Raw genomic sequence first — 22,366 nt, 5'->3', positions numbered from 1 at the left:
GGTGGCCCGGGGGAGGCTCGGAGGGTCAGATCCCGGTCCTGGTCCCGGTGCGCCGTAGCACCCGCAGGGAGTCCGTCGCCGAGACCTCCGTGAAGGCGCCGGAGGCGAGCGCGCGGAGGTAGACGCGGTACGGGGCCTGCCCGGTGAACTCGTCCTCGGGGTCCGGGAAGACGTCGTGGATGACGAGGAGACCGTCCGGGGCGACATGCGGGGCCCAGCCCTCGTAGTCGGCGGTGGCGTGCTCGTCGGTGTGGCCGCCGTCGATGAAGACGAGGCCGAGCGGGGTGCCCCAGAAGGCGGCGACCTGCGGGGACCGGCCGACGACCGCGACGACGTGGTCCTCCAGGCCCGCGCGGTGGAGGGTGCGGCGGAAGGTGGGGAGCGTGTCCATGCGGCCCACCTCGGGGTCGACGGTGGACTCGTCGTGGTACTCCCAGCCCGGCTGCTGCTCCTCGCTGCCCCGGTGGTGGTCGACGGTGACCGCGACGACCCCCGCCTCCCGGGCGGCGTCGGCCAGCAGGATCGTCGACCGCCCGCAGTACGTGCCCACCTCCAGCAGCGGCAGGCCCAGGCGCCCCGCCTCCACCGCCGCGGCGTACAGGGCCAGGCCCTCACCGACCGGCATGAACCCCTTCGCCGCCTCGAACGCGCCGAGGATCTCCGGCTTGGGGGCGGCCGGGGTGGTCGGGGGGTTCGGTGCCGCGGACATGGGTCCTCCGTGTCGTCGTACGCGCTGGGGGCGCCCCATGCTGCCATGCGGTGAGCGGCGGGAGGGGGTGGGGTGGGCCGGGTCCACTGTCGGCCGCGGGCCCGGCGGGGCTTCTCGCGCAGTTCCCCGCGCCCTGAAAAGCCGGGGCTGCGCCCCATGCTTTTCACCCCGCGGCCCCGTCGCCTTCCAGGCCCGCAGGGCCTGGTCTTTGTCTTTGAGGGGCGCGGGGAACTGCGCGACCAGCCCCCACCGGACCCGGACCCGGACCCGGACCCGGACCCGGACCCGGACCCGGACCCGGACCCGGACCCGGACCCGAAGCCGAAGCCGAAGCCGAGGACGAAGGTCGGCCGGGGTGAAGGCTCGCGCGCGCCCTATCGGACGACAGCCGCCCTGTCCTCCTTGGACACCACCTCCGCCTCACCGATCCCCCCGCCCGCGCCCGCGCCCCCGCCCGCACCCCCACCCTCACTGCTCGCGCGGAGCGTAAGCGCGGGGCGACGGCTGGGCAGGAACACGGCCAGCAGCAGTCCGACGGCGACCGCGGCCGTGGCGATGAGGAAGGAGATACGGAACCCGTGCATGGTCGGGACCGCGACACCCCCGACATGGTTCGCCGTGTTCGCCAGCACCATGCCGATCACGGCGCTCGACACCGACGTACCGATGGACCGCATCAGCGTGTTGAGCCCGTTCGCCGCCCCCGTCTCGGACGCGTCGACGGCCCCGATGATCAGCGCCGGGAGCGAGGAGTAGGCGAGCCCGATCCCCGCCCCCAGCACCACCGACACCACCACGGTCTGCCACGCGGCGCTCATCAGCCCGAGCCCGGCCCCGTAACCGATCCCGATGATCAGCAGGCCGAGGATGAGGGTGCTCTTGGGGCCGTACTTCGCGGAGATCCGGGCGTAGACGGGCGCCGTGAACATCATCGTCAGACCGAGCGGAGCCACACACAGCCCCGCGACGATCATCGACTGCCCGAGGCCGTAGCCCGTGGAGGAGGGCAGCTGGAGGAGCTGCGGGAGGACGAGGGAGACGACGTAGAAGGAGACGCCGACCATGATCGAGGCGAGGTTGGTGAGGAGGACCTCGCGGCGCGCGGTGGTGCGCAGGTCCACCAGCGGCGCGGGGATACGCAGTTCCAGAACGCCCCAGAGCAGCAGGACCGCGGCCGACGCGCCGAACAGGCCGAGCGTGGCCGGGGAGGTCCAGCCCCAGTCGCTGCCCTTGGTGATCGGCAGGAGGAAGAGGACGAGGCCGGCGGAGAGGCCGAGCGCGCCGAGGTGGTCGAAGGTGCCCTGCGCGCGGGTCCTCGTCTCCGGTACGGCGACGAGCGTCAGCACGATGGCGAGGACACCGAGGGCGGCGGCGCCGAAGAAGAGGACGTGCCAGTCGGTGTTCTGGGCGACCGCGGCGGCGAGCGGCAGCGCGAGTCCGCCGCCGACGCCTATGGACGAGCTCATCAGGGCCATGGCGGAGGCGAGGCGTTCGCGGGGCAGTTCGTCCCGCATCAGGCCGATGCCCAGCGGGATCGCGCCCATGGCGAAGCCCTGGAGCGTACGGCCGACGATCATCGGGACGAGCGCGCTGGTGAAACCGCTGATCAGCGCGCCGACCACCATCACGGACAGGCTGGCGAGCAGCATGCGTCGCTTGCCGAAGAGGTCGCCGAGGCGGCCCATGATCGGGGTGGCCACGGCACCCGAGAGGAGGGTGGAGGTCAGGACCCAGGTCGCGTTGCTGGGGGAGGTGTCCAGCAGCTGCGGAAGGTCCTTGATCACCGGGACCAGCAGGGTCTGCATCACCGCGACCACGATCCCCGCGAAGGCCAGCACCGGGACGATCGCGCCGGAGGCGCCCGTGGTGGACCTGTCGTGGGTCGGCGGTGTGTGCGGTCGTGTCATGGAGCGTGGCCTCCTGGCCGGGTGAGGGTATGTGCCATCTGAACCTCGTGCGCCTGGGCAACTATTCCGTTGTTTCGAGTGACTAACGAAAACTTGACCTGCCCATGAGGAAGTGGCGAGCCGTCAGGGGAAGGGGCGGGGTGGCGGCGGGCCGGTGAGGCTGTGCGGCCAGGCTCGGACGTGAGCCGGTTCGTGGCACTGGCGGCGGCTACAGCCACCCCCGCTGGCGGGCCTCCCGTAGTGCCTCCACGAGGTTGCGGGTGCCGGTCTTGCCGATGGCGGCGGAGAGGTGGTTGCGGACGGTGGACTCGGAGAGATGGAGGCGGGTGGCGATGTCGGCGACGGTGGCGCCGTCGGCGGAGGCGTTGAGGGCGTCGCGTTCGCGGTCGGTGAGCGGGTTGGGGTCGGCGCTCGGCGCGGCCGTGGCGAGGGCCGGGTCGACGACGGTCTCACCGGTCAGCACCCGGCGGATGGCCCGCGCCAGCTCCTCCACGGGCCCGTCCTTCACCAGGAACCCGGCGGCGCCCGCGTCCATGGCCCGGCGGAGATTCCCCGGCCGGCCGAAGGTGGTGAGGATCAGTACGCGGCAGTCGGGCACCTGGTCGCGAAGCTCGGCGGCGGCGTCCAGACCGCTCATCCCGGGCAGTTCGATGTCCAGCAGCGCGACATCCGGCCGATGGATCAGCGCCGCGTCCACGATCGCGTCCCCCGCCCCGACCTGCGTCACGACCTGGATGTCCGCCTCCATCCCCAGCAGTAACGCCAACGCGCCCCGCGTCATCCCCTGGTCCTCGGCGAGCAGCACCCTGATGGACTTGGCGGGCCGGTGATCCCGGGGCATCTCGTTCACGGGCCAAGGTTAGGCCGGGGACGCCGATGGGGGAGGGGGCGCGCGGGGATCGCAGCCCAGGCCCCGGGCACCCAGGGCCCGGCCCCGGAGGAGGTTCGCGAAGGCGCCCATCCCCATCAGCGACCACGGCACCAGGGTGAGCCCGGTGGCCGGCGGGCCCGCCTCGTCCGCCGCCGCCGCCCGCCCGCCACGGGGCCCCCTTCCTCTTCATCGCCCGCCGGGGGAACCACGCGCCCACCCCGCCCCGGCTCGCACACCCGCCGCCCGCACCCGCACCGGAACTCGCACCCGCACCCGTCGCCGCCGTCCCGCCCGCCTCCGTCCGCCTCATGTTCTCGACAGTACGAAGGCGGGGCGCGGCCCGGCAGGCGCGCTTGTACCGAGTCCGGCAGGACGAATGTCGTGGGTGGAGCAGGACGGTTCCCGCACCGCATCTGACGTACTGTCAGGAGCCTTCACAAGTGCACGTGGCTCGGCTATACAGAGGTCGCCGGACTGGAACGCGTTCTAGGTGGGCGGTTCCGGGCCGGCCGTGACGACCTCGGTGCGACCGCTGGTGCGGACGGTCGTGCCGAGGTTCCTCCGCCTTCTCCATCGGCCTCCGCCCCCGTCGTCCCGCACAGGAGCCCCATGCCCATCGACGCAGCCAAGGCGCTCGCGGCCGAGCCGCGTTCCGCCGAGATCGCGTGGACTCGTAAGGACGTTCTCCTCTACCACCTCGGTATCGGCGCCGGTGTCCCCGCGACCGACCCCGACGAACTGCGCTACACACTGGAGTCCCGGCTGCACGTCCTGCCGAGCTTCGCGACCGTCGCCGGCGCGGGCTCACCGGACGTCATCGGCGGCCTGAACGCACCCGGCGTCGACGTCGACCTCGCCAAGGTCCTGCACGGCGGCCAGCGCGTCGAACTCCACCGGCCGATCCCCGTCGAAGGGCGGGCGACCGCGACCTCGCGTGTGGCGGCGGTGTACGACAAGGGCAAGGCGGCGGTCCTGGTGATGCGGACCGAAGTCGCGGACGCCGCAGGCCCGTTGTGGGTGAACGAGGCGCAGATCTTCGTACGGGGAGAGGGCGGCTGGGGTGGTGAGCGCGGGCCGTCCGCCCGGCGGGAACCGCCGACGACCGCGCCCGACAAGGAGGTCGAGCGGCCAGTCCGCGAGGACCAGGCGCTGCTGTACCGCCTCTCCGGCGACTGGAACCCGCTGCACGCCGACCCCGAGTTCGCGGCGGGCGCGGGCTTCGACCGGCCGATCCTGCACGGGCTGTGCACCTACGGGATCACGCTGAAGGCCGTCGTCGACACGGTGCTCGGCGGGGACGTCGGCCGCGTCCGCGCGTACGGGACACGCTTCGCGGGCGTCGTCTTCCCGGGCGAGACCCTCCGCATCCGGATGTGGACGCCGGACGACCACGCGGTACGAGTGACGGTGACCGCCGTGGAGCGGGACGACGCGCCGGTACTGGCGGACACGCTCGTCGAGCACGAATGAGCAGTTCCGTACGGATGAGCAGTTCCGTACGGATGAGCAGCTCGGTACGGACGAGCAGTTCCGTACGGATGAGCAGCTCGGTACGGACGAGCAGTTCCGTACGGATGAGCAGCTCGGTAGGGCCGTAAGTCAGGTACTCCTGAGGGGAGCCGCACCATGCGCGCAGCCGTACTGCACGAGATCGGTCAGGACAAGCTCGACGTGCTCGACGACGTCGAGGCGGTGGGCTTCGGGCCGGGCCGGGTGAGGATCCGGGTGCGGGCCACGGGGCTGTGCCACTCGGACCTGTCCGCGATGGCCGGGGTGCTGCCGCAGCCCGGCCCCTTCGTCCCGGGGCACGAGGGCGCCGGCGAGATAGTCGAAGTCGGGGAGGGCGTAAGCCACTTGAAGGCGGGCGACCGTGTCGTGGTCTGCTGGCTCCCCGCCTGCGGCACCTGTCCCGCCTGCAAGCGCGGCCAGACACATCTCTGCCTCGCCGGGTTCCTCAACGCCGGTACGCCCAACTTCAAGCGGCCCGCCGGGGACGTCTTCGGCTTCGCGGGCACCGGCACGTTCGCCGAGGAGGTCGTCGTCGACGCGGGCTGCGCCGTGCCGATACCGGACGACGTGCCCTTCGACATCGCCGCCCTCATCGGCTGCGGTGTCACCACCGGACTGGGCGCGGCCCTCAACACCGCCGACGTGGAAGCCGGTTCGTCGGTCGCGGTCATCGGCTGCGGGGGTGTCGGCATCTCGGCGATCCAGGGCGCCCGGCTCAAGGGCGCCGCCGAGATCGTCGCCGTCGACCCGGTGCTCTCGCGGCGCGAGGCGGCGCTCAAGTTCGGTGCCACCAAGGCGATTTCGCCGGACGAACTGGCCGACGCCAAGCAGTCCGTCACCGCCGGGGAGGGCTTCGACTACGTCTTCGAGGTCGTCGGCCGCTCGGCCACCGCCCGTACCGCGTACGAGACGACCCGGCGTGGCGGCACTCTTGTGGTGGTCGGCGCGGGCGCGCTGGACGACTTCCTCCAACTCAGCATGTTCGAGCTGTTCTTCGACGAGAAGCGGATTCTGCCGTCCATGTACGGCGGCGGCGACGTCCTGCGCTCCTACGAGCGGGCCATCGCCCTCTGGCGGGCCGGCCGTATCGACCTCGCGAGCCTGATCACCCACCGGGTGCCCCTCGCCGACATCAACGAGGCCCTCGACCAGATGCGGACCGGGGTCGCCCTCCGCACCTGCATCGAGATCTGACCACGGCCACCGTGCACGGCGAGAGGAGTTCGGGGATGGCGGGGACCACGGGGATGACATCGCCGCTCGAAGGGCTGCCTCTCGACGGGCTGTCCGCGATCGTGACCGGTGCGGGGCGCGGGCTCGGCCGGGCCGAGGCGCTGGAGCTGGCGCGGCTGGGCGCGGCCGTCGTGGTGAACGACTACGGGCGGCCCGGCCGGGACGGCTCCGGCGAGGTGTCGGCGGGGCCCGCCGAGGAGGTGGCGGAGACGATCCGCGCGGCGGGCGGACGCGCGGTCGTCCACACCGGGGATGTGGCGGACCACCAACAGGCGCGGGAACTGGTCGAGTTGGCGGTCGCGGAATTCGGGAAGCTGGACATTCTCGTCAACAACGCGGGAATCCTGCGCGACCGCATGGTCTTCTCGATGTCGGAGGAGGAGTGGGACGCGGTCCTCCGGGTGCATCTGAAGGGGCACTTCAACACGACACGGTTCGCCTCCGCGTACTGGCGTGACCGGGCGAAGGCCGAGGCGAGGACGAAGGCGGCGGCGGAGGCCGAGGCGGGTGGCGGCGGTCCGGTGTACGGGCGGATCGTGAACACCTCCTCGGAGGCCTTCCTCGCGGGCTCGGCCGGACAGCCCAACTACGCGGCGGCGAAGGGCGGCATCGTCGGACTGACCACGTCCACGGCGCTCGCGCTCGCCAAGTACGGCGTCACGGCGAACGTGATCTGCCCCCGGGCCCGCACCCGGATGACCGAGGACGTGTTCGGCGAGTCCGCGTCGCCCGGCGACCTCGACCCCCTCGCCCCCGAGCACGTCGCCCCCCTCGTCGGCTACCTCGCCTCGCCCGCCGCCGCCGGGGTGAACGGCCAACTCCTCGTCGTCCACGGCGGCATGGTCGCCGTCGTCGAACGTCCGCGCGTCCAGGCCAAGTTCGACACCAAGCAGGACGCGTTCACCTACGACGAACTGGACGGCCTGCTCACGCCGTACTACGCGGACCGGCCGAAGGGCGAGACGTTCGCGGCGGCGGAGGTGCTCGGGTTGCGGCACGGGCCGGGGGCGACCCCGTAAGGCGCGAAGCGGCCCCGCCCGTCGATGACGGGCGGGGCCGGATGCCGTGTCGGTCGGTTCCGGCGTCGAGTCGCCGAGTCGCCGAGTCGCCGAGTCGCCGAGTTGACGAATTGACGAGTCGCCGAGTTGACGAATTGACGTTTCTCCAGAGGCGACCGGGAGGGACTCGTGCCGCCGTTCAGGCGGACATCGGCGTCGTCTCCGTGTGTTCGGCCGGCTTGCGGTGGCGTCCGCGAGGGGTCGCCTTCTCGGCTTCGTGGGCCGAGATCTGGCCCCGGTGTCTGCCGTGTCCGTCCGCCTCTTGGGGGTTGGCCGTGGGCGGCTGGGTGGTGTGCACGTCGCTCATTGGAAGTGTTCCCCGTCGAATGATCTTCTTACCGGCGGGTGATTTTAACGGTCCGCCCCGCTCGCCTCGAAGCCGCCCGAGGGCGTGTCGCCCGCGCCGCGTCCACTTCGCCCGCAGCCCGCACATCACGTTCACCCGACGGTCACCTCCTCGGGTACGCGCCCCTCCAACGGCGCCTGCTGCAACGGCACGGGCCGGGCGACGGCGGACACGGCCGGCTCCGCACCGGAGGGGTCCCCACCGCCGGCACCCACGCCGGAGGCACCCCCACCGGAAGCCGCCCCACCCGCCGTGGACGGGGGCAAGGCGTCCGAGCCCTCCCGAGCCTCCTCCAGAGCCCCTTCCCGGGCCTCCTCCCGCGACTCCCCCCGCGCTTCCGGCTCCCCCCAAGGCACCCCTACCCGAGCCACCCCGCACCGCACCACCCCTGTCGTGTACGGCAGTTGCAGCACGCCCTCCCGGCTCCACAGCCCCGCCCCCGCCAACCAGCCCTCGGGAGCGGGCAGATGAAGGATCCGGCGGGCCGCCGGGCGCCAGACGCCGACCCAGCTGCCCCGGGGCCCGTCCACGCGCAGCGCGACCGCACAGCTCTCGGGGGTCAGGATCTGGCCCGGCTGGATGGCGAACGGGGTGATCCGATGGCCGTCGGGCACCCGCAGACACTCCGGGAAGCGGACCGGGAGCGTACTGCCCAACACGCCCCAGCCGAGCCGGTCGTGGCCGGGGGAGGCCGCGTCCGAGCGGATCAGGAGCAGCCCGCTGTCGGGGTCGGCGAGCAGCACCCGGTCGTTGCTGTCGTCCGCGATCTGCAGCAGCGGCGAGATCGCACCGGCCTGCTCCAGATCGACCGCCACCGACTTGGTCCGGCCGCCCCATTCCTGGTCCAGCGCGAGCAGCCGGCCCGTACCGTCCAGCCATACGCCGCCCGAACACCGTCCCGGCACCTGCGCCACCATCTCCGGCCCGAACGCGCCGCCCGCCACCAGCCAGACCGTGGTGGCGCTCCGGCCAAGGGCGAGGGCGTACGCCCGCTCCCCGCACGGCGCGGGCGGCAGCAGCCGCAGCTCGGCCGCCGGATCGGCGCATTCGACCGCGCCGAGCGGGAGTTCGCCGGTGCCGGGCCCGGTCGGGTAGAGCAGCGAGAACAGATGCCGGTCGGCGGCCAGCCGGTGGATCAGGACCCGGCCGTCGGTCATCGGGAGCACCTCGGTGCCGGGCTCCTCCGGCTGGTTGCCGGGCAGCGGTACGGCGTACGGCTCGGGGCCGTCGAGGGTCCAGCGCTCGGGGAACCAGGACTCCCCGTCGAGCGCGAGGCGCGCCGCGTACGTCCCGTCGGCGGTGATCACACAGCCGGGCGGCGCGAGCCCCTCGCCCCCGCCGCTGCCGTCGTAGTGATCCCGTCCCGTGCTCTGCCGCCCCTCGTCCGCCCGCCCTTCGTCCTCCTGCCCTGTCTCCTCCTGTCCCGTCTCGTGCCCGTGGCCCGTCGTGGGTGAGGGTGATGGTGTACAGGCCGTCATCGTTCGATCACCTCCGGCGACGAAGCTAGTTTTCGTACGCACAGACGTGGGACAACCCGCACCCCCTTCACACATAAGGGTGCTCGTCGGGCGATTCACCTGAGGGAACGGCGATCCATGTGCTGGCGGACGGGGCGGGAGAGGGTGTCCGGGCACCCGGGGCGGGAGGGCGGCTGGTCAACCGACCCGCGGCCGGTCTGGGACGGGAGCGGTGCAGGTAGCCTTTGTGCGTGCCCCGTCTGTCTGAAGTCATCGCCGCGCTCGACGCCCTCTGGCCGCCCGAGCGGGCCGAGGGGTGGGACGCGGTCGGCACGGTCTGCGGAGACCCCGACCAGGAGGTCACCCGGGTCCTGTTCGCCGTCGACCCGGTCCACGAGATCGTCGAGGAAGCGGTGAAACTGGGCGCGGACCTGCTGGTCACCCACCACCCGCTCTATCTGCGCGGGACGACGACGGTGGCGGCCTCCACCTTCAAGGGCCGCGTCGTGCACACCCTCATCAAGAACGACATCGCGCTGCACGTCGCCCACACCAACGCCGACACCGCCGACCCGGGAGTCAGCGACGCCCTCGCCGGCGCGCTGGACCTCAGGGTCGTACGCCCCCTCGTCCCGGACCCCGCCGACCCCACGGGGCGGCGCGGGCTCGGCCGGGTCTGCGAGCTGGACCAGCCGCTGACCGTGCGTGAGCTGGCCGCGCGGGCCGCCGAGCGGCTGCCCGCCACCGCGCAGGGCATCCGGATCGCCGGCGACCCCGAGGCGCTCGTCCGCACGGTCGCCGTCAGCGGCGGCTCCGGCGACAGCCTCTTCGACGACGTACGCGCGGCCGGTGTCGACGCCTTCCTCACCGCGGACCTGCGCCACCACCCGGCCTCCGAGGCCGTAGCCCGTACGACGGAGGGCACCTCCACACCTCTCGCGCTGCTCGACGCGGCGCACTGGGCCACCGAATGGCCCTGGTGCGAGCTGGCCGCCGCCCAGCTCGACGAGATCTCCGACCGTGAGGGCTGGGGCCTGCGCGTCCACGTCTCCAAGACGGTCACCGACCCCTGGACCGCCCACGCGGCGTCCGCCCACCCGTCACCCGCCACCACCCTTCCAACGAGCGCTTCGCGCCCCCCTTCTTCTGACCCACTGGGAGCCCCCAACTGAACGCCGCGCCCGCCGACCAGATCCGACTTCTCGACGTCCAGGGCCTGGACGTCCGCCTCCAGCAGCTCGCGCACCGGCGGAGGTCGCTGCCCGAGCACGCCGAGATCGAGTCGCTGACGAAGGACCACACCCAGCTGCGCGACCTGCTGGTGGCCGCGCAGACCGAGGAGAGCGACACCGCCCGCGAGCAGACCAAGGCCGAGCAGGACGTGGACCAGGTGCGTCAGCGCGCCGTCCGCGACCAGCAGCGCCTGGACTCGGGCGCGGTCAGTTCCCCGAAGGACCTGGAGAACCTCCAGCGCGAGATCGCCTCCCTCGCCAAGCGGCAGGGCGACCTGGAGGACATCGTCCTGGAGGTCATGGAGCGCCGGGAGTCCACGCAGGAGCGGATCGCCGAGCTGACCGAGCGGGTCGGTGCCGTGCAGGGCAAGGTCGACGACGCGACCGCGCGCCGGGACGCCGCGTTCGAGGAGATCGACGGCGAGGTGGCGACGGTGACGAAGGAGCGCGAGGTCATCGCGGCCTCGGTCCCCGCGGACCTCCTCAAGCTCTACGACAAGCTGCGCGACCAGCAGGGCGGCATCGGCGCGGCCAAGCTGTACCAGCGCACCTGCCAGGGCTGCCGTCAGGAGCTGTCGATCACCGACTTCAACGACGTCCGCAAGGCCACGCCCGACACGGTCGTGCGCTGCGAGAACTGCGGTCGCATCCTGGTACGCACGTCCGAGTCGGGCCTCTAGGACCAGCAAGGGGCCTGTGTCGTGCGGGAGTTCATCGTCGAGGCGGACGGCGGTTCCCGGGGCAACCCGGGGCCCGCGGGCTATGGCTCGGTCGTCCTCGACGCGATGACGGGCGAGACATTGGTGGAGGCCGCCGAGTACATCGGGGTCGCCACGAACAACGTCGCCGAGTACCGGGGTCTCATCGCGGGCCTGAAGGCGGCGTACGCGCTGGACCCGGCGGCCTCCGTCCGGGTCCGGATGGACTCCAAGCTCGTCGTCGAGCAGATGTCGGGCCGCTGGAAGATCAAGCACCCCGACATGAAGCCCCTGGCCGCCGAGGCCGCCCGCGTCTTCCCGCCCGGCCGCGTGACGTACGAGTGGATGCCACGCGACCGGAACAAGCACGCCGACCGCCTCGCCAACGAGGCGATGGACGCGGGAAAGCGGGGGGAGCGGTGGTCGCCGTCGGCGTCCACCGCCGAGTTGGACACCCGGGCGGGAGCGACGGCGAAGGCCGCGCCCTCACAGCCGCCGGCCCCTTCGGGCCCACCCGGCGACGCGACCGCCGGCGCGGCGAGGGCCCGAGCGGCACTGGCGGGAGCGAGGGGCGAAGCCGGAGGCCGTACGGCGACACCACCGCCGGCGACCGCCGGAACCGAAGCCGATGCTGATGCTGACGCTGACGCTGACGTCGAGGCCGAGGCCGAGACCGACGCCGAGGCCGAGGCCAAGGCTGAAGCAGCCCCGAACCCCGGCCCGTCGCCCGGCCCGAACCCCGGCCCGAACCCCGGCCTGTCGCCCGCCCCGAACCCCGGCCTGTCGCCCGCCCCGAACCCCGGCCTGTCGCCCGGCTCGAACCCCGGCCCGAACCCCGGCCTGTCGCCCGGCTCGAACCCCGGCCCGAACCCCGGCCTGTCGCCCGGCTCGAACCCCGGCCCGAACCCCGGCCCGTCGCCCGCCCCGAACCCCGGCCCGTCGCCCGGCCCGAACCCCGGCCCGAACCCCGGCCCGAACCCCGGCCCGTCGCCCGGTGCCGCCGGTGCCGCTTCGGCCGTGCCCGTCGGACCGCTGGGCGAGGCCGGGGATCCGGCCGACCCGCCGAGTGCTGTGGGTGCTCGGGGCGGTGCCTCTCCCGGCTCGGCTTCCGCGCTTTCCTCGGCCGGGCGCTCCGTGGCGCCCGGCGCCGACGCCCGCCCGGCGGCCCTCGCGGAGGCCGCCAACCCCGCCACCTCCGGCGGCCCCCGGTCGGCCAAGGCCGCCGCCGACCTCCGTGCCGCGACGAACGTCGCCTCCGCCGCCCCCGATCTCGGCACCCCCGCCACCTTCGTGCTGCTGCGTCACGGCGAGACGCCCCTCACGCCCCAGAAGCGGTTCTCGGGGAGCGGCGGCTCGGACCCGGCCCTCTCCGACGTCGGCCGGTACCAGTCGGAACGGGTCGCCGCCGCGCTCGCGGCCCGCGGCACGATCCAGGAGGTCGTGTCGTCGCCGCTGGCCCGCTGCCGGGAGACGGCCGGGATCGTCGCGGCCCGCCTGGGCCTGACGGTGTCCGTCGAGGGCGGGCTGCGGGAGACGGACTTCGGCGCCTGGGAGGGCCTGAGCTTCGCCGAGGTGCGGGAGCGGTACCCGGACGACATGAACGCCTGGCTGACCTCCCCGGACGCCGAACCCACCGGCGGCGGCGAGAGCTTCGAGGCCGTCGCCCACCGCGTCGCCGCCACCCGCGACGAACTGATCGCGGCCCACCGGGGCCGTACGGTCCTGCTCGTCAGCCACGTCACACCGATCAAGACCCTCGTACGCCTGGCCCTCGGCGCACCCCCGGAGTCCCTGTTCCGCATGGAACTCTCGGCGGCCTCCCTGACGGCCCTGGCCTACTACGCGGACGGCAACGCCACCCTCCGCCTCCTCAACGACACCTCACACCTGCGCTGAGGCCCGGCCCCGAAGCCCCGCCGCCGCTCGCGCCAGCCTCTCGATCCGCCCCCAGTCCCGCGCGGCCAGGGCATCGGTCGGCAGCATCCAAGTCCCGCCCACACAGCCGACGTTGGGCAGCGCGAGATACTCCGGCGCGTTGCCCGGCCCGACCCCGCCGGTCGGGCAGAAGCGCGCCTGCGGCAGCGGCCCGGCGAGCGACTTCAGATAGGCCGTACCGCCCGCCGCCTCCGCCGGGAAGAACTTCATCTCCCGCACCCCGCGTTCGAGCAGCGCCACGACCTCCGACGCGGTCGACACCCCCGGCAGGAACGGCACCCCGGACGCCCGCATCGCCTCCAGCAGTACGTCCGTCCACCCCGGACTGACCAGAAAGCGCCCGCCCGCCGCGACGGCCTCCGTCACCTGCGCCGGGGTGATGACCGTCCCGACCCCGACCACGGCCGCCGGTACCTCCGCCGCGATCGCCCGTACGGCGTCCAGTGCGCCCGGCGTCCGCAGGGTCACCTCGATCGCCGGCAGCCCACCCGCGACCAGGGCCCGCGCGAGCGGCACCGCGTCGGCCGGGTCGTCGACGACGACCACCGGCAGCACGGGCGCGAGATCGAGAACGGACACGCGCGAGGACGGGGGCAGCGGTGAGGACATACCGGCATCCTGCCCGGGAGAAACAGCATGCACAACGAGCGTTGCGCATGCTGCAATGCGCCAAGGGGTGCGAGGGAGGCGTGGGAGGCGTGGGAGGGCGTGAGGGGGCGTAAGGGGACGAGGTTCAGTGAACCTCGTCCACCAGCACATCCAGCGTCCATGCCTTCCCCGCCCCGGCCGGAGGCTCCACCTCCACCACATACCCGAGGTCCCGCAGCGCCTCCACCAGCTCCGCCGGGCCCTTGGGCGCGATCCCGGCCGACAGCAGACTCCGTACGATGCGGCCCTTGGTCGCCTTGTTGAAGTGGCTGACGACCTTTCGGGTCGGCGCGTGCAGCACCCGTACGGTCGCGGTCCGTCCGGCCACCGCGCCCTTCGGCTTCCACGCGGCCGTGTACGCGGAGGACCGCAGGTCGAGGACCAGCCCGTCGTCGGCGGCCTCGGGGAGCGCCGACGCCATCGGCGTACGCCAGTGCGTGCCGAGCGCGCCGATGCCGGGCAACTTGACGCCCATCGAGCAACGGTAGGAGGGGATACGGTCCGTCACCCGGACCGCGCCCCACAGCCCCGAGAAGATCAGCAGCTGACGGGCCGCCCGCTGCTTCGCGGCGGTCTCCAGACCGGCCAGGTCGAGGGCGTCGTACAGCACGCCCGTGTACACCTGCCCGGCCGGTCGCGCCCCCGCCGTCAGCAGCTCGGCGTTCTTCGCGATCTCGCCGCGCAGTCCCTCGCTCAGCCCGAGCACCTCACGCGCCTTGTCCTCGTCCCCGGCGCACAGCTCCACCAACTCCCCGATCACCGCCTCCCGCGCCCCGGCGAGCGCCGGCAGCGACAGCCCCTCCAGCTTCAGGGGAGCCCCACCCGAGGAGGGGGCCTTGCCTTCGGACGGCGGCAACAGGACGAGCACGGTCACTCCTTGCTCTCGGGGGGTTCGGGGCTCCGCGACAGCGTACGGGTGCGAGGGCGCCCCTCCGAAACGTGCCGCCGTCGGGATGCCACCCCGCCCGCCCCGCCCTACGCTCGACCCATGCCCCGCCGCCATCTCCATGTCACGGGCGCCGCCGAGGCTCCCCTGCGGGCGGCCCTGCGCGCACTGCGCACGGAACTCGCCGTGCCCGACGCCTTCCCCCTCCAGGTCCTCGTCGAGGCGGAGCACGCCGCGAAGGCGCCGCGCCTGCCGTCGTACGACGCCACGGACCTCCCCCTCTTCACCATCGACCCGCCCACCTCCACGGACCTCGACCAGGCCATGCACCTCTCGCGCCGACCGGGCAGCGGCTCGGCCTCGGGCGCGGGCCCCGGTGGCTACCGCGTCCGGTACGCCATCGCCGACGTCGCCGCCTTCGTCACCCCCGGCAGCGCCCTGGACGCCGAGGCCCACCGCCGGGTGAGCACCCTCTACTTCCCCGACGGCAAGGTCCCCCTCCACCCGGCCTGCCTCTCCGAGGGCGCCGCCAGCCTCCTCCCGGCCCACACCTGCCCGGCGGTCCTGTGGACGCTGGACCTCGACGCGGACGGCCGTACCGAGAGCGTCGACGTCCGCCGGGCCCTGGTCCGCAGCCGCGCCAAGCTGAACTACGCCGGCGTACAGAAGGAGATCGACGCGGGCACCGCCGAGGAACCCCTCGCCCTGCTGAAGGAGATCGGTCAGCTGCGCGAGCGCCTCGAAGTCGAACGCGGCGGCATCTCCCTCACCATCCCCGAGCAGGAGATCACCGAGCACGCAGATGGTGAGACTGGTGGCGGCACCTACGAGCTGACCTACCGCGCCCCGCTCCCCGCCGACGGCTGGAACGCCCAGATCTCCCTCCTCACCGGCATGGCCGCGGCCGATCTGATGCTGGCCCACGGCAACGGCGTCCTGCGCACGCTCCCTGCCGCTCCGGACGGCGCGGTGGGCCGCCTGCGCCGTACCGCCGAGGCCCTGCGGATCGACTGGCCGCACCACGTCTCGTACGCGCGACTGATCCGCTCCCTCGACCCGCACGACCCCCGCCACGCGGCCTTCCTCCAGGAGTGCACGACGCTGCTGCGCGGCGCGCACTACACCCCGTTCCGCGACGGCGACCTCCCGACGATCACCACCCACTCGGCGGTCGCCGCCCCCTACACCCACTGCACGGCCCCACTCCGCCGCCTCGTGGACCGCTACGCCTCGGAGATCTGCCTCGCGGCGGTGGCCGGCACCCCGACGCCCGACTGGGTCCTGGCGGCCTTCGACACCCTCCCCGACGAGATGACCGAGGGCGGCCGACGGGCCGGACGCGTCGAGCGCGAGTGTGTGGACCTGGTCGAGGCGGCGCTGCTCAGGGACCGGGTGGGTGAGGTCTTCGAGGGATTCGTGGTGGACGTGGAGGACGTGGAGGACGTGGAGGATGCCAACGAAGATCAACCCGTCACAGGAACCGTGCAGTTGGAGTCCCCGGCGGTCGTCGGCCGCGTGACGGGAACCCCCGGCACCCCGCTGCCGCTGGGGGAGCGTCTGCGCGTACGGCTCACACAGTCCGAGCCGGGAGCGGCGAAGGTACGGTTCGTTCCGGTCGTTCCGGTCGATCCGGTCGATCCGGCATGAACTCCCTGACGGCGCGCACGAGTTGGTCGGACTCGTCGGCGTGGAAGCGCACCAGGCGTACTTCCCTGGGCCGCCCGAAGAAGGTCAAGTAGGAGAGGGGCTCGGCCAGTTCCAGGGTGACGGTGGTCTGCGACCCGACCTCCATGTTCAGCTCGCCGTCCCGCTTCTCGTGCGTCGTACGCAGCTCACGGCGGACGGAGGCGACCGCGCTCAGCGGCACACACAGATCCACGGTGGCGAAGCGGCGCACCCGCAGGGTCGTGCCGGTGAGGACGTGCGGGCGGGTCACGGAGGCGGCGTGCAGCCCGGCGACGATGAGGATCGTATAGAGGTCGAGGACGAGGAAGACCGAGTGCATGAGCGGGAAGTCCCGCAGCAGGACGGACAGGGCCACGGTCTCGACGACACACACGAAGCCGAACCCGAACATCATGGCCCCCTGCCCCCGCGCGTACCCGAACACCCGCGAGCCGTCCTCCCCGACCCCGTGCGGCCGTCGCGCCACCCAGCGCAACAGGCTTGCCAGCAGCAGGAGTTCATGACGTACGAGGGAGTGGGCGATCCGGTACCAGCTCCTCATGGGCGGTCCTCCGTCAGGATCCGAAGCGTGCGGCGGATGGCCTCCGCCTGGGCGGGCGCGAAGTCGGCGTAGAAGGCGCGCAGAAAGCTGCCGGTGCCGCCGCCGTCTTCGAGGTCGATGCCGGTGTCCTGCGGGACCATCTCCGGCGGGACGAGGCCGGCCAGTACGCGAGCCGCCTCCTCCACGCGGGGGTCGTCGGGTGCGACGTCGGCGAGCGCGTCGAGCAGCGCGTACGCCTCGTGCGCCCGCTCCACCGCGCCGGGGGCCGCCATCATGCTCTCCAGCGAGGCGATCAGCTCCCCCCGCACCTCCGGCGTCGCGGTGGTCTCCAGCAGGGCGAACACCTCCCGGTCCTTGGCGGCCATCGGAGAGTGCGGCGCGGGCCCGAACTTCCCGAAGAGCGCGGCGAGTTCGGGGGACACGGGCCCCTCGGCGGGAAGCCGCCCGGCACGCGCGTCCTCGATCAGGACCCGCAACCGCGCCCGCCGCTCCCGGACCTCCGCCTCCTGCCGGGCCAGATCCTCGTCCAACTCCCCGAGCACCTCGACGAGTTCACGCCCCGCGTCGTCCGCGAGCACATCCCGCACCTCGGCCAGCCCGAGCCCCAGCTCCGTCAGCCGCCGGATCCGCGCCAGCACGACCGCGTGCCGCAACGTGTAGTCCCGATACCCGTTGGCCCGCCGCTCCGGCTCCGGCAACAGCCCGAGATGGTGGTAATGCCGCACGGCCCGCGGGGTGACCCCGACGGCCGCGGCGAGTTCTCCGATCCGCATACCCCCAGTAGAAACGTTGACGCTGCGGCAGGGTCAAGCGACGGGTTCGGCCGATGCCACGTTCGAGGGAACCGTCAGCGACCTCCTGGCCGGGGCCCCGCGCCGATGCCTCAGCCTGGCGATCGACCGAGGAAGGAGGGCCTGACATGACCGCAGTGGCCCGCAAGCAGCTCAGGCCGTTCGTCCAGGCGGAGGTCCTGCTGGAGGGTTTCTTCGCCCTGCGCACCCCGGAGGGGCTCCGGGCAGAACTGATCGAGGGGGAGATCGTGGTGACGCCACCATCGGACGGGGACCACGAGGACTGTGTCGGCTTGATCGTGAGCCAGGTGATCAAGCGGTCCCGGACCGACATGCAGTTCTCCGGTAACAAAGGGCTGAAGCTGGGGAAGGCGGACAGATGCCCGCAGGACTACGTGATCCCGGACGGCACTTTCGCGGCCCAGTCGCTGCGGCTCTACCGGGGAGCGGACACCTGGATGCCTTGTCAGGGCGTGTCCATGGTTCTGGAAGTCACCTCCACCAAGCCCGAGATGGACCGCGAAGTCAAACGCCGCTGCTACGCCCGTGGCGGCATCCCGCTCTACCTGCTGATCGACCGGGACATGTCCGAGGTGAAGCTGCTCAGCGACCCACGAGACGACGACTACCGTCAGCGCTGCACCGTCCCCTTCGGCAAGCCACTTCCCCTCCCCGAGCCCTTCGCCTTCGACCTGGAGACGGCGGACTTCATCTGAGCCATGACGGTCGGGTCGGAGGTCGGGTCGGAAGTTAGTTCGGATGTCGGCCGACGCGGGCGGTATGAAACCCGGCCACCCGAATGTTGCACCCGTACAGCCCGCGAGAGGGGCGGGACAGGGGTGCGAGAGGGGTGCGTGAGGTGACCGGCGACGGCGGAGGAGCAAGCGGACAGACCACCAGCTGGACCCGGGCCACCCTCGGGCGCCCCGACCGCCCCCTCGACCTCCTCACCGCCCGCTTCGACCGCCACCGCTACGCTCCGCACACCCACGAGGAATTCAGCATCGGCATCTGCGTCCTCGGCGCCTCGTGCATCGACTACCGGGGCGGTGGCCTCAGGGTCGGGGAGGGCTCGATCGTCGTCCTGGCCCCCGGCGAGGTCCACACCGGCGAGTCGGCCTACGGCACCTACGCCTACCGCGCCCTCTACCCGGCCCCCGCCCTCCTCACCGACGGCGTCCTCGGCGGCACCCCGCACTTCCGCGACCCCCTCCTCCACGACCCCGAACTCGCCGCCGCGCTCCGCACCGCCCACACCGAGCTGAGCACCTGCCCCGACCCCCTGGAGGCCGAGTCCCGCCTCCCCTGGCTGCTCACGGCCCTGGCCCGCCGCCACTCCACGTCCCGCGCGACCCCCGACACACTCCCCGGCGCGAACACCATCGCCCTGGCCGTACGCGACCGCCTCGCCGACGAGCTCACCACCCCACCCTCCCTCGCCGACCTCGCAACCGACCTGGGCCTCTCCCGCTACCAACTCCTCCGGGCCTTCCGTACGACCATGGGCATGCCCCCGTACGCCTGGCTGGCCCAGCACCGGGTGAGCCGGGCCCGGGGCCTGCTGGAAGCGGGCGGCCGTCCGGCGGAGGTGGCAGGCCAGGTGGGCTTCGCCGACCAGGCGCACATGACGCGCTGGTTCAGGAAGGTGCTGGGGGTGACCCCGGCGGCGTACCGCAACAGCGTTCAAGACGTACACCGCTGACCCGGCCGAGACTCGTCCCATGACTGCACGCGGCTGGGCGTTGTTCTCCCTGATGGGAGTCCTCTGGGGCATCCCCTATCTGATGATCAAAGTGGCGGTGGACGAGGTCTCCCCGTCCATGGTCGTGTTCGTACGCTGTGCCCTGGGCGCGGCCCTCCTGCTCCCCTTCGCGATCCGCCAGGGCGGACTGATCGTCGTGGTCCACCAGCACTGGCGCCCCATGCTGGCCTTCGCCGTGATCGAGGTCATCGGCCCGTGGTGGACCCTGACCGACGCCGAACGCCACCTCTCCAGCTCCACGGCCGGCCTCCTGATCGCGGGAGTACCGATCGTGAGCGTGCTCCTGGCCCGCTACTTCGGTGACGCGGAACGCCTCGGCGCCCGCCGTATGACCGGCCTGACCCTGGGCCTGGGAGGCGTGGCGGTCCTCACCGTCCCCCACCTCACCGGCGGAAACATCCTCTCCCTCACCGAGGTCCTGATCACGGTGATCGGCTACGCGACGGCCCCCCTGATCATGGCCCGCCACCTGAAACAGGTCCCCACGCTCCAGCTGATAGCCCCGGTCCTGCTCCTGTCGGCGATCGTGTACGCCCCCGCGGCGGCCCTGACCCGCCCGTCGGCACTTCCCTCTTCCTCGGCCCTGATCTCCCTGGCGGCCCTGGGCGTGATCTGCACGGCGTTGGCCTTCGTCGCCTTCCTGGAACTGATCCGAGAGGTCGGCCCGACCCGGGCGACGGTCTTCACCTACGTCAACCCGGCGGTGGCGGTGGCGGCGGGCGCCCTGTTCCTGGACGAACACCTGACCCCCGCGATCCTGGCCTCCTTCACGTTGATCCTGACGGGCTCGTTCCTGGCAACGGCCTCGACGCCATCGACGCCATCGGCGCCATCGGCGTCATCGACGCCATCGACGGCGCGGAGGACCGGTGGGCTCCGGGTAGCATGGTCACCACGGCAGACGAGCCGGGCGGACGGCCGCGTGAAGGTCCTCACGGACCTCCCCGAGGAACGTCCGGGCTCCACAGGGCAGGGTGGTGGCTAACGGCCACCCGGGGTGACCCGCGGGACAGTGCCACAGAAAACAGACCGCCCAGTGCTCAGGCGCTGGGTAAGGGTGAAACGGTGGTGTAAGAGACCACCAGTGCCCAGGGTGACCTGGGCAGCTAGGTAAACCCCACCCGGAGCAAGGTCAAGAGGAGCCGCCCTAAAAAGCGGCTCTGCGCGGACGTTCGAGGGCAGCCCGCCCAAGTCCGCGGGTAGACCGCACGAGGCCAGCGGCAACGCTGGCCCTAGATGGATGGCCGTCACCACGGGCGCCGCGAGGACCCGTGGTACAGAACCCGGCGTACAGCCCGACTCGTCTGCCGCCACCTGCGGCTTTGCCTGGGAAAGGGCCTCTGACCTGCGTCGGAGGCCCTTTCCGATCTTTCAGGAGCTTGCCGTGTTAGGCGGCGAAAAGTCCCTCGGAAGTCCCTCGGACAGAGCTGAAAGTCCCTGAAAAGTCCCTGGAGCGGAGGGGCGGGCGACGCCTCTGAGCTGGGTGTTCGCGACAGCTGTTGGAGCATGGCGCTGGAGCCGCGGGCATCGTGGCGGTCCTGGCCCGGCGGGGTTACGCGGCCTCTGCGTCGGCCGTCGTGTCGTTCCGCGCGGCCCATTCGGCGCGGGCTGCGGTGAGCCGGGGGTGCATGGCGCGAAGTTCTTCCAGCTGCCCGGCCACCGTTTCGATGAACTCGGCCAGCTGGTCCGGACCCATCGGGCGGGTGTACATGTCGGCGGCTACTTCGACCTGTACGTGCGGGACTCGGTGGGCCGGGCTGACTGTCGAGTCCGGGCTTACGGCGAGGTGGGCGCAGAGCACCTGCCAGGACTCGTACTCCTCGTAGGCCTCGGTGTATTCGGCAGAGGCCACAGCGCCGTACATCTGGTGGTGTACGTCGGCCGGGTGGGGCTTGCCCTTCATTTCAAAGGTGTGGTCCGTCGTGCACCAGGACGGGCAGGTGACGGTGTGCCGGGTGCCGTATCTGTCGCGTACATCCAGGTGCGGTCAAGCGCTGCGGCCGTCTCGCCGGTCCGCCCGGATACCAGGCACGCGAGCTGCGTACGTGCGGCCCGGAGCTTCGCCAGGTGCGCGCTCATGTCGCTGATCAGTTCGTCGACCTCTCCGAGGTCGAGCGTCGGCCAGTCGCCGCCGGCCACGAAGTCCAGGCCGGGCGTTTCGTCGTCTACCTGGGACAATTGGAACGCCATGATGCCGTCCCTGCGCTGACAGGCGTAAGGGCGGTGAGCACCCATGGCGGTTAGCGGGCCGTGGTGAAGGTGTTCGCGCGGGTCCTCGTGCTCCCTGGGGTTTCCATCGCAGAACGAGACGCCGGCGGGGCAGGCGGTCATCTGCGGAGTGCCCGATGGCTCGTGGCTGGCGGAGACCTCCACCTTGTCCGCGAGGGTCTCGAGCTCGTCGGCGAACCTGCGAAGCTCCGTCGCCTTGACGCGGGCCTCGGCCGCAGTAGTGTCCGTGTCGCCCAGACCGATGATCGGCTTCGAACCAGACAGATCCAGAAGGTGCGCATTCAGCAGCTCCCGGCCGTCATTGCCCTTGACGGTGTGCAGGGTTCCGAAGTGGTCGTAGTGGTTGCCGGTTTCTGTGCACCAGTCCGGGTGGACAGTGCACGGCTGCCGGTCACTGGGCTCGAGGCTTGCCTCGGTCCGGGGCATCGAGGGGGCGTCGGCAAGTTGGAGGGCCCTGGCGGGGAAGTCCTCGTCGCTCTCAGTAGCTGTTGTCGCGATGATGCTCACGCTTCTCTCCTTGTTGCAGAAAGGCTGGGGCAGAGATGTTGGCCTGTGGGCGCGACTGTCGAATGCACGGCTGTTCTGCTGCTTCGGTCCTCGTGGTCGCCCAGCCTCGCCAAGGTCAGGCACCTGCCTCTCCGTTCGGGCGGCACTTGCCTCAGAACTGGCTGCTCGGCGGTACACTGCGCGGCTTTTGCGGCGAAGCGGAGCACGGTGGGGCGCTGTGTAGACAACGTGATGTCGGCGAAGTAGTGGCGACGCTTCGGTTGAAGGGGGGCGAGCAGGCGCCCGTTCTCGCCCTGTGAAGTGACTGGTTCCAGCCTCATGCCGCAGCACGATGTTGTGTCCGCAGTGGCGTACGCGAGAG

The 22,366-nt window shown here is 72.1% G+C and carries 19 protein-coding genes, 1 other RNA gene and 3 pseudogenes; 12 read left to right on the top strand and 11 right to left on the bottom strand.

Translation table 11 applies throughout. The features are described from left to right. Positions 1-25: 25 nt before the first annotated feature. The 3 genes from F9278_RS12140 to F9278_RS12130 form a co-directional block, all read right to left on the bottom strand. Positions 26-709 (bottom strand): class I SAM-dependent methyltransferase, encoded by a 684-nt coding sequence (locus tag F9278_RS12140; protein WP_152168337.1) that lies wholly within the window; start codon positions 707-709, stop codon positions 26-28. Positions 710-1,083: 374 nt separating this feature from the next. Then, entirely contained in the window at positions 1,084-2,616 is a 1,533-nt protein-coding gene (locus F9278_RS12135; RefSeq protein WP_152168336.1) for an MFS transporter, read from the bottom strand. A gap of 208 nt (positions 2,617-2,824) precedes the next feature. Next, positions 2,825-3,457, bottom strand: a complete 633-nt coding sequence (locus F9278_RS12130) for a response regulator transcription factor (protein ID WP_152173816.1) — start codon at positions 3,455-3,457, stop codon at positions 2,825-2,827. Between the two features lie 639 nt (positions 3,458-4,096). Between F9278_RS12130 and F9278_RS12125 the strand changes: the two genes are divergently transcribed. From F9278_RS12125 to F9278_RS12115, 3 genes are all read left to right on the top strand, one after another. Next, positions 4,097-4,957: a MaoC/PaaZ C-terminal domain-containing protein gene (locus F9278_RS12125; RefSeq protein ID WP_152168335.1), complete on the top strand. Its 861-nt coding sequence runs from the start codon at positions 4,097-4,099 to the stop codon at positions 4,955-4,957. 156 nt (positions 4,958-5,113) lie between these two features. Further along, positions 5,114-6,190, top strand: coding sequence for a Zn-dependent alcohol dehydrogenase (locus tag F9278_RS12120; protein ID WP_152168334.1), 1,077 nt, complete (start codon positions 5,114-5,116; stop codon positions 6,188-6,190). Positions 6,191-6,243: 53 nt separating this feature from the next. Then, positions 6,244-7,248 carry a 3-oxoacyl-ACP reductase gene (locus F9278_RS12115; protein ID WP_152173815.1) on the top strand — a complete coding sequence of 335 codons (1,005 nt, stop codon included), beginning with the start codon at positions 6,244-6,246 and terminating at the stop codon, positions 7,246-7,248. A gap of 178 nt (positions 7,249-7,426) precedes the next feature. Here the strand turns inward: F9278_RS12115 and F9278_RS46115 are convergent, their stop codons facing one another. Together F9278_RS46115 and F9278_RS12110 are read right to left on the bottom strand one after the other, a co-directional pair. Beyond that, positions 7,427-7,594 carry a hypothetical protein gene (locus F9278_RS46115; RefSeq protein ID WP_193241449.1) on the bottom strand — a complete coding sequence of 56 codons (168 nt, stop codon included), beginning with the start codon at positions 7,592-7,594 and terminating at the stop codon, positions 7,427-7,429. 131 nt (positions 7,595-7,725) lie between these two features. Continuing rightward, positions 7,726-9,111, bottom strand: a complete 1,386-nt coding sequence (locus F9278_RS12110; RefSeq protein ID WP_226966713.1) for a hypothetical protein — start codon at positions 9,109-9,111, stop codon at positions 7,726-7,728. A 230-nt stretch (positions 9,112-9,341) separates the two neighbouring features. Between F9278_RS12110 and F9278_RS12105 the strand changes: the two genes are divergently transcribed. The 4 genes and pseudogenes from F9278_RS12105 to F9278_RS49010 all read left to right on the top strand — a co-directional run. Then, complete coding sequence (locus tag F9278_RS12105; RefSeq protein WP_152168333.1) at positions 9,342-10,262, top strand: Nif3-like dinuclear metal center hexameric protein; 921 nt, start codon at positions 9,342-9,344, stop codon at positions 10,260-10,262. Next, positions 10,259-11,002, top strand: a complete 744-nt coding sequence (locus F9278_RS12100) for a zinc ribbon domain-containing protein (RefSeq protein WP_152168332.1) — start codon at positions 10,259-10,261, stop codon at positions 11,000-11,002. The genes F9278_RS12105 and F9278_RS12100 overlap by 4 nt, the downstream gene beginning before the upstream one ends. A 21-nt stretch (positions 11,003-11,023) precedes the next feature. Continuing rightward, positions 11,024-11,665 (top strand): annotated as a pseudogene (locus F9278_RS49015) (reverse transcriptase-like protein); the annotation flags it as partial. Between the two features lie 327 nt (positions 11,666-11,992). After that, positions 11,993-12,916: pseudogene (locus tag F9278_RS49010) on the top strand (histidine phosphatase family protein); the annotation flags it as partial. On the opposite strand, the gene eda reads toward F9278_RS49010, so the two are convergent. Both eda and yaaA read right to left on the bottom strand, forming a co-directional pair. After that, positions 12,902-13,564 (bottom strand): bifunctional 4-hydroxy-2-oxoglutarate aldolase/2-dehydro-3-deoxy-phosphogluconate aldolase, encoded by a 663-nt coding sequence (gene eda, locus F9278_RS12090; RefSeq protein WP_152168330.1) that lies wholly within the window; start codon positions 13,562-13,564, stop codon positions 12,902-12,904. The pseudogene F9278_RS49010 and the gene eda overlap by 15 nt on opposite strands. Before the next feature lie 124 nt (positions 13,565-13,688). Continuing rightward, complete coding sequence (yaaA, locus tag F9278_RS12085) at positions 13,689-14,471, bottom strand: peroxide stress protein YaaA (protein ID WP_152168329.1); 783 nt, start codon at positions 14,469-14,471, stop codon at positions 13,689-13,691. Positions 14,472-14,591: 120 nt separating this feature from the next. Between yaaA and F9278_RS12080 the strand changes: the two genes are divergently transcribed. After that, positions 14,592-16,136: an RNB domain-containing ribonuclease gene (locus F9278_RS12080; protein WP_152168328.1), complete on the top strand. Its 1,545-nt coding sequence runs from the start codon at positions 14,592-14,594 to the stop codon at positions 16,134-16,136. Here F9278_RS12080 and F9278_RS12075 read toward each other — a convergent pair. Both F9278_RS12075 and F9278_RS12070 read right to left on the bottom strand, forming a co-directional pair. After that, positions 16,060-16,716 carry a hypothetical protein gene (locus F9278_RS12075; RefSeq protein ID WP_152168327.1) on the bottom strand — a complete coding sequence of 219 codons (657 nt, stop codon included), beginning with the start codon at positions 16,714-16,716 and terminating at the stop codon, positions 16,060-16,062. The genes F9278_RS12080 and F9278_RS12075 overlap by 77 nt on opposite strands. Continuing rightward, entirely contained in the window at positions 16,713-17,489 is a 777-nt protein-coding gene (locus F9278_RS12070) for a MerR family transcriptional regulator (RefSeq protein WP_152168326.1), read from the bottom strand. Before F9278_RS12070 ends, F9278_RS12075 begins: the two co-directional genes overlap by 4 nt. A gap of 146 nt (positions 17,490-17,635) precedes the next feature. Here F9278_RS12070 and F9278_RS12065 point away from each other — a divergent pair, with 146 nt between their 5' ends. From F9278_RS12065 to rnpB, 4 genes and pseudogenes are all read left to right on the top strand, one after another. Further along, positions 17,636-18,223, top strand: a complete 588-nt coding sequence (locus tag F9278_RS12065) for a Uma2 family endonuclease (protein ID WP_152168325.1) — start codon at positions 17,636-17,638, stop codon at positions 18,221-18,223. A gap of 134 nt (positions 18,224-18,357) precedes the next feature. Then, on the top strand, positions 18,358-19,209 hold the full coding sequence (locus F9278_RS12060) for a helix-turn-helix domain-containing protein (protein ID WP_404818871.1): 852 nt from the start codon (positions 18,358-18,360) through the stop codon (positions 19,207-19,209). A gap of 19 nt (positions 19,210-19,228) precedes the next feature. Next, positions 19,229-20,071 (top strand): annotated as a pseudogene (locus F9278_RS48695) (DMT family transporter); the annotation flags it as partial. Positions 20,072-20,171: 100 nt separating this feature from the next. Then, positions 20,172-20,576, top strand: an RNA gene (gene rnpB, locus F9278_RS12050) — RNase P RNA component class A. 245 nt (positions 20,577-20,821) lie between these two features. Here the strand turns inward: rnpB and F9278_RS12045 are convergent. Both F9278_RS12045 and F9278_RS12040 read right to left on the bottom strand, forming a co-directional pair. Then, positions 20,822-21,172 carry a DUF6907 domain-containing protein gene (locus tag F9278_RS12045; protein ID WP_152168324.1) on the bottom strand — a complete coding sequence of 117 codons (351 nt, stop codon included), beginning with the start codon at positions 21,170-21,172 and terminating at the stop codon, positions 20,822-20,824. Continuing rightward, positions 21,169-22,005 carry a DUF6907 domain-containing protein gene (locus F9278_RS12040; RefSeq protein ID WP_152168323.1) on the bottom strand — a complete coding sequence of 279 codons (837 nt, stop codon included), beginning with the start codon at positions 22,003-22,005 and terminating at the stop codon, positions 21,169-21,171. Before F9278_RS12040 ends, F9278_RS12045 begins: the two co-directional genes overlap by 4 nt. Positions 22,006-22,366: the final 361 nt, after the last annotated feature.

Source organism: Streptomyces phaeolivaceus (assembly GCF_009184865.1).
GTDB lineage: Bacteria > Actinomycetota > Actinomycetes > Streptomycetales > Streptomycetaceae > Streptomyces > Streptomyces phaeolivaceus.
The sequence above is the reverse complement of the archived record's forward strand: the minus strand, read 5'-3'. Positions and strand labels throughout refer to the sequence as shown.

Excerpts from the sequence above, each read along its gene's own strand:
- F9278_RS12140 (WP_152168337.1), bottom strand. The coding sequence starts at position 709 with ATGTCCGCGGCACCGAACCCCCCGACCACCCCGGCCGCCCCCAAGCCG.
- F9278_RS12125 (WP_152168335.1), top strand. The coding sequence starts at position 4,097 with ATGCCCATCGACGCAGCCAAGGCGCTCGCGGCCGAGCCGCGTTCCGCC.
- F9278_RS12135 (WP_152168336.1), bottom strand. The coding sequence starts at position 2,616 with ATGACACGACCGCACACACCGCCGACCCACGACAGGTCCACCACGGGC.
- F9278_RS12070 (WP_152168326.1), bottom strand. The coding sequence starts at position 17,489 with ATGCGGATCGGAGAACTCGCCGCGGCCGTCGGGGTCACCCCGCGGGCC.
- eda (WP_152168330.1), bottom strand. The coding sequence starts at position 13,564 with ATGTCCTCACCGCTGCCCCCGTCCTCGCGCGTGTCCGTTCTCGATCTC.
- F9278_RS46115 (WP_193241449.1), bottom strand. The coding sequence starts at position 7,594 with ATGAGCGACGTGCACACCACCCAGCCGCCCACGGCCAACCCCCAAGAG.
- F9278_RS12115 (WP_152173815.1), top strand. The coding sequence starts at position 6,244 with ATGACATCGCCGCTCGAAGGGCTGCCTCTCGACGGGCTGTCCGCGATC.
- F9278_RS12045 (WP_152168324.1), bottom strand. The coding sequence starts at position 21,172 with ATGAAGGGCAAGCCCCACCCGGCCGACGTACACCACCAGATGTACGGC.
- F9278_RS12065 (WP_152168325.1), top strand. The coding sequence starts at position 17,636 with ATGACCGCAGTGGCCCGCAAGCAGCTCAGGCCGTTCGTCCAGGCGGAG.
- F9278_RS12120 (WP_152168334.1), top strand. The coding sequence starts at position 5,114 with ATGCGCGCAGCCGTACTGCACGAGATCGGTCAGGACAAGCTCGACGTG.
- F9278_RS12080 (WP_152168328.1), top strand. The coding sequence starts at position 14,592 with ATGCCCCGCCGCCATCTCCATGTCACGGGCGCCGCCGAGGCTCCCCTG.
- F9278_RS12075 (WP_152168327.1), bottom strand. The coding sequence starts at position 16,716 with ATGAGGAGCTGGTACCGGATCGCCCACTCCCTCGTACGTCATGAACTC.
- F9278_RS12130 (WP_152173816.1), bottom strand. The coding sequence starts at position 3,457 with ATGCCCCGGGATCACCGGCCCGCCAAGTCCATCAGGGTGCTGCTCGCC.
- F9278_RS12110 (WP_226966713.1), bottom strand. The coding sequence starts at position 9,111 with ATGACGGCCTGTACACCATCACCCTCACCCACGACGGGCCACGGGCAC.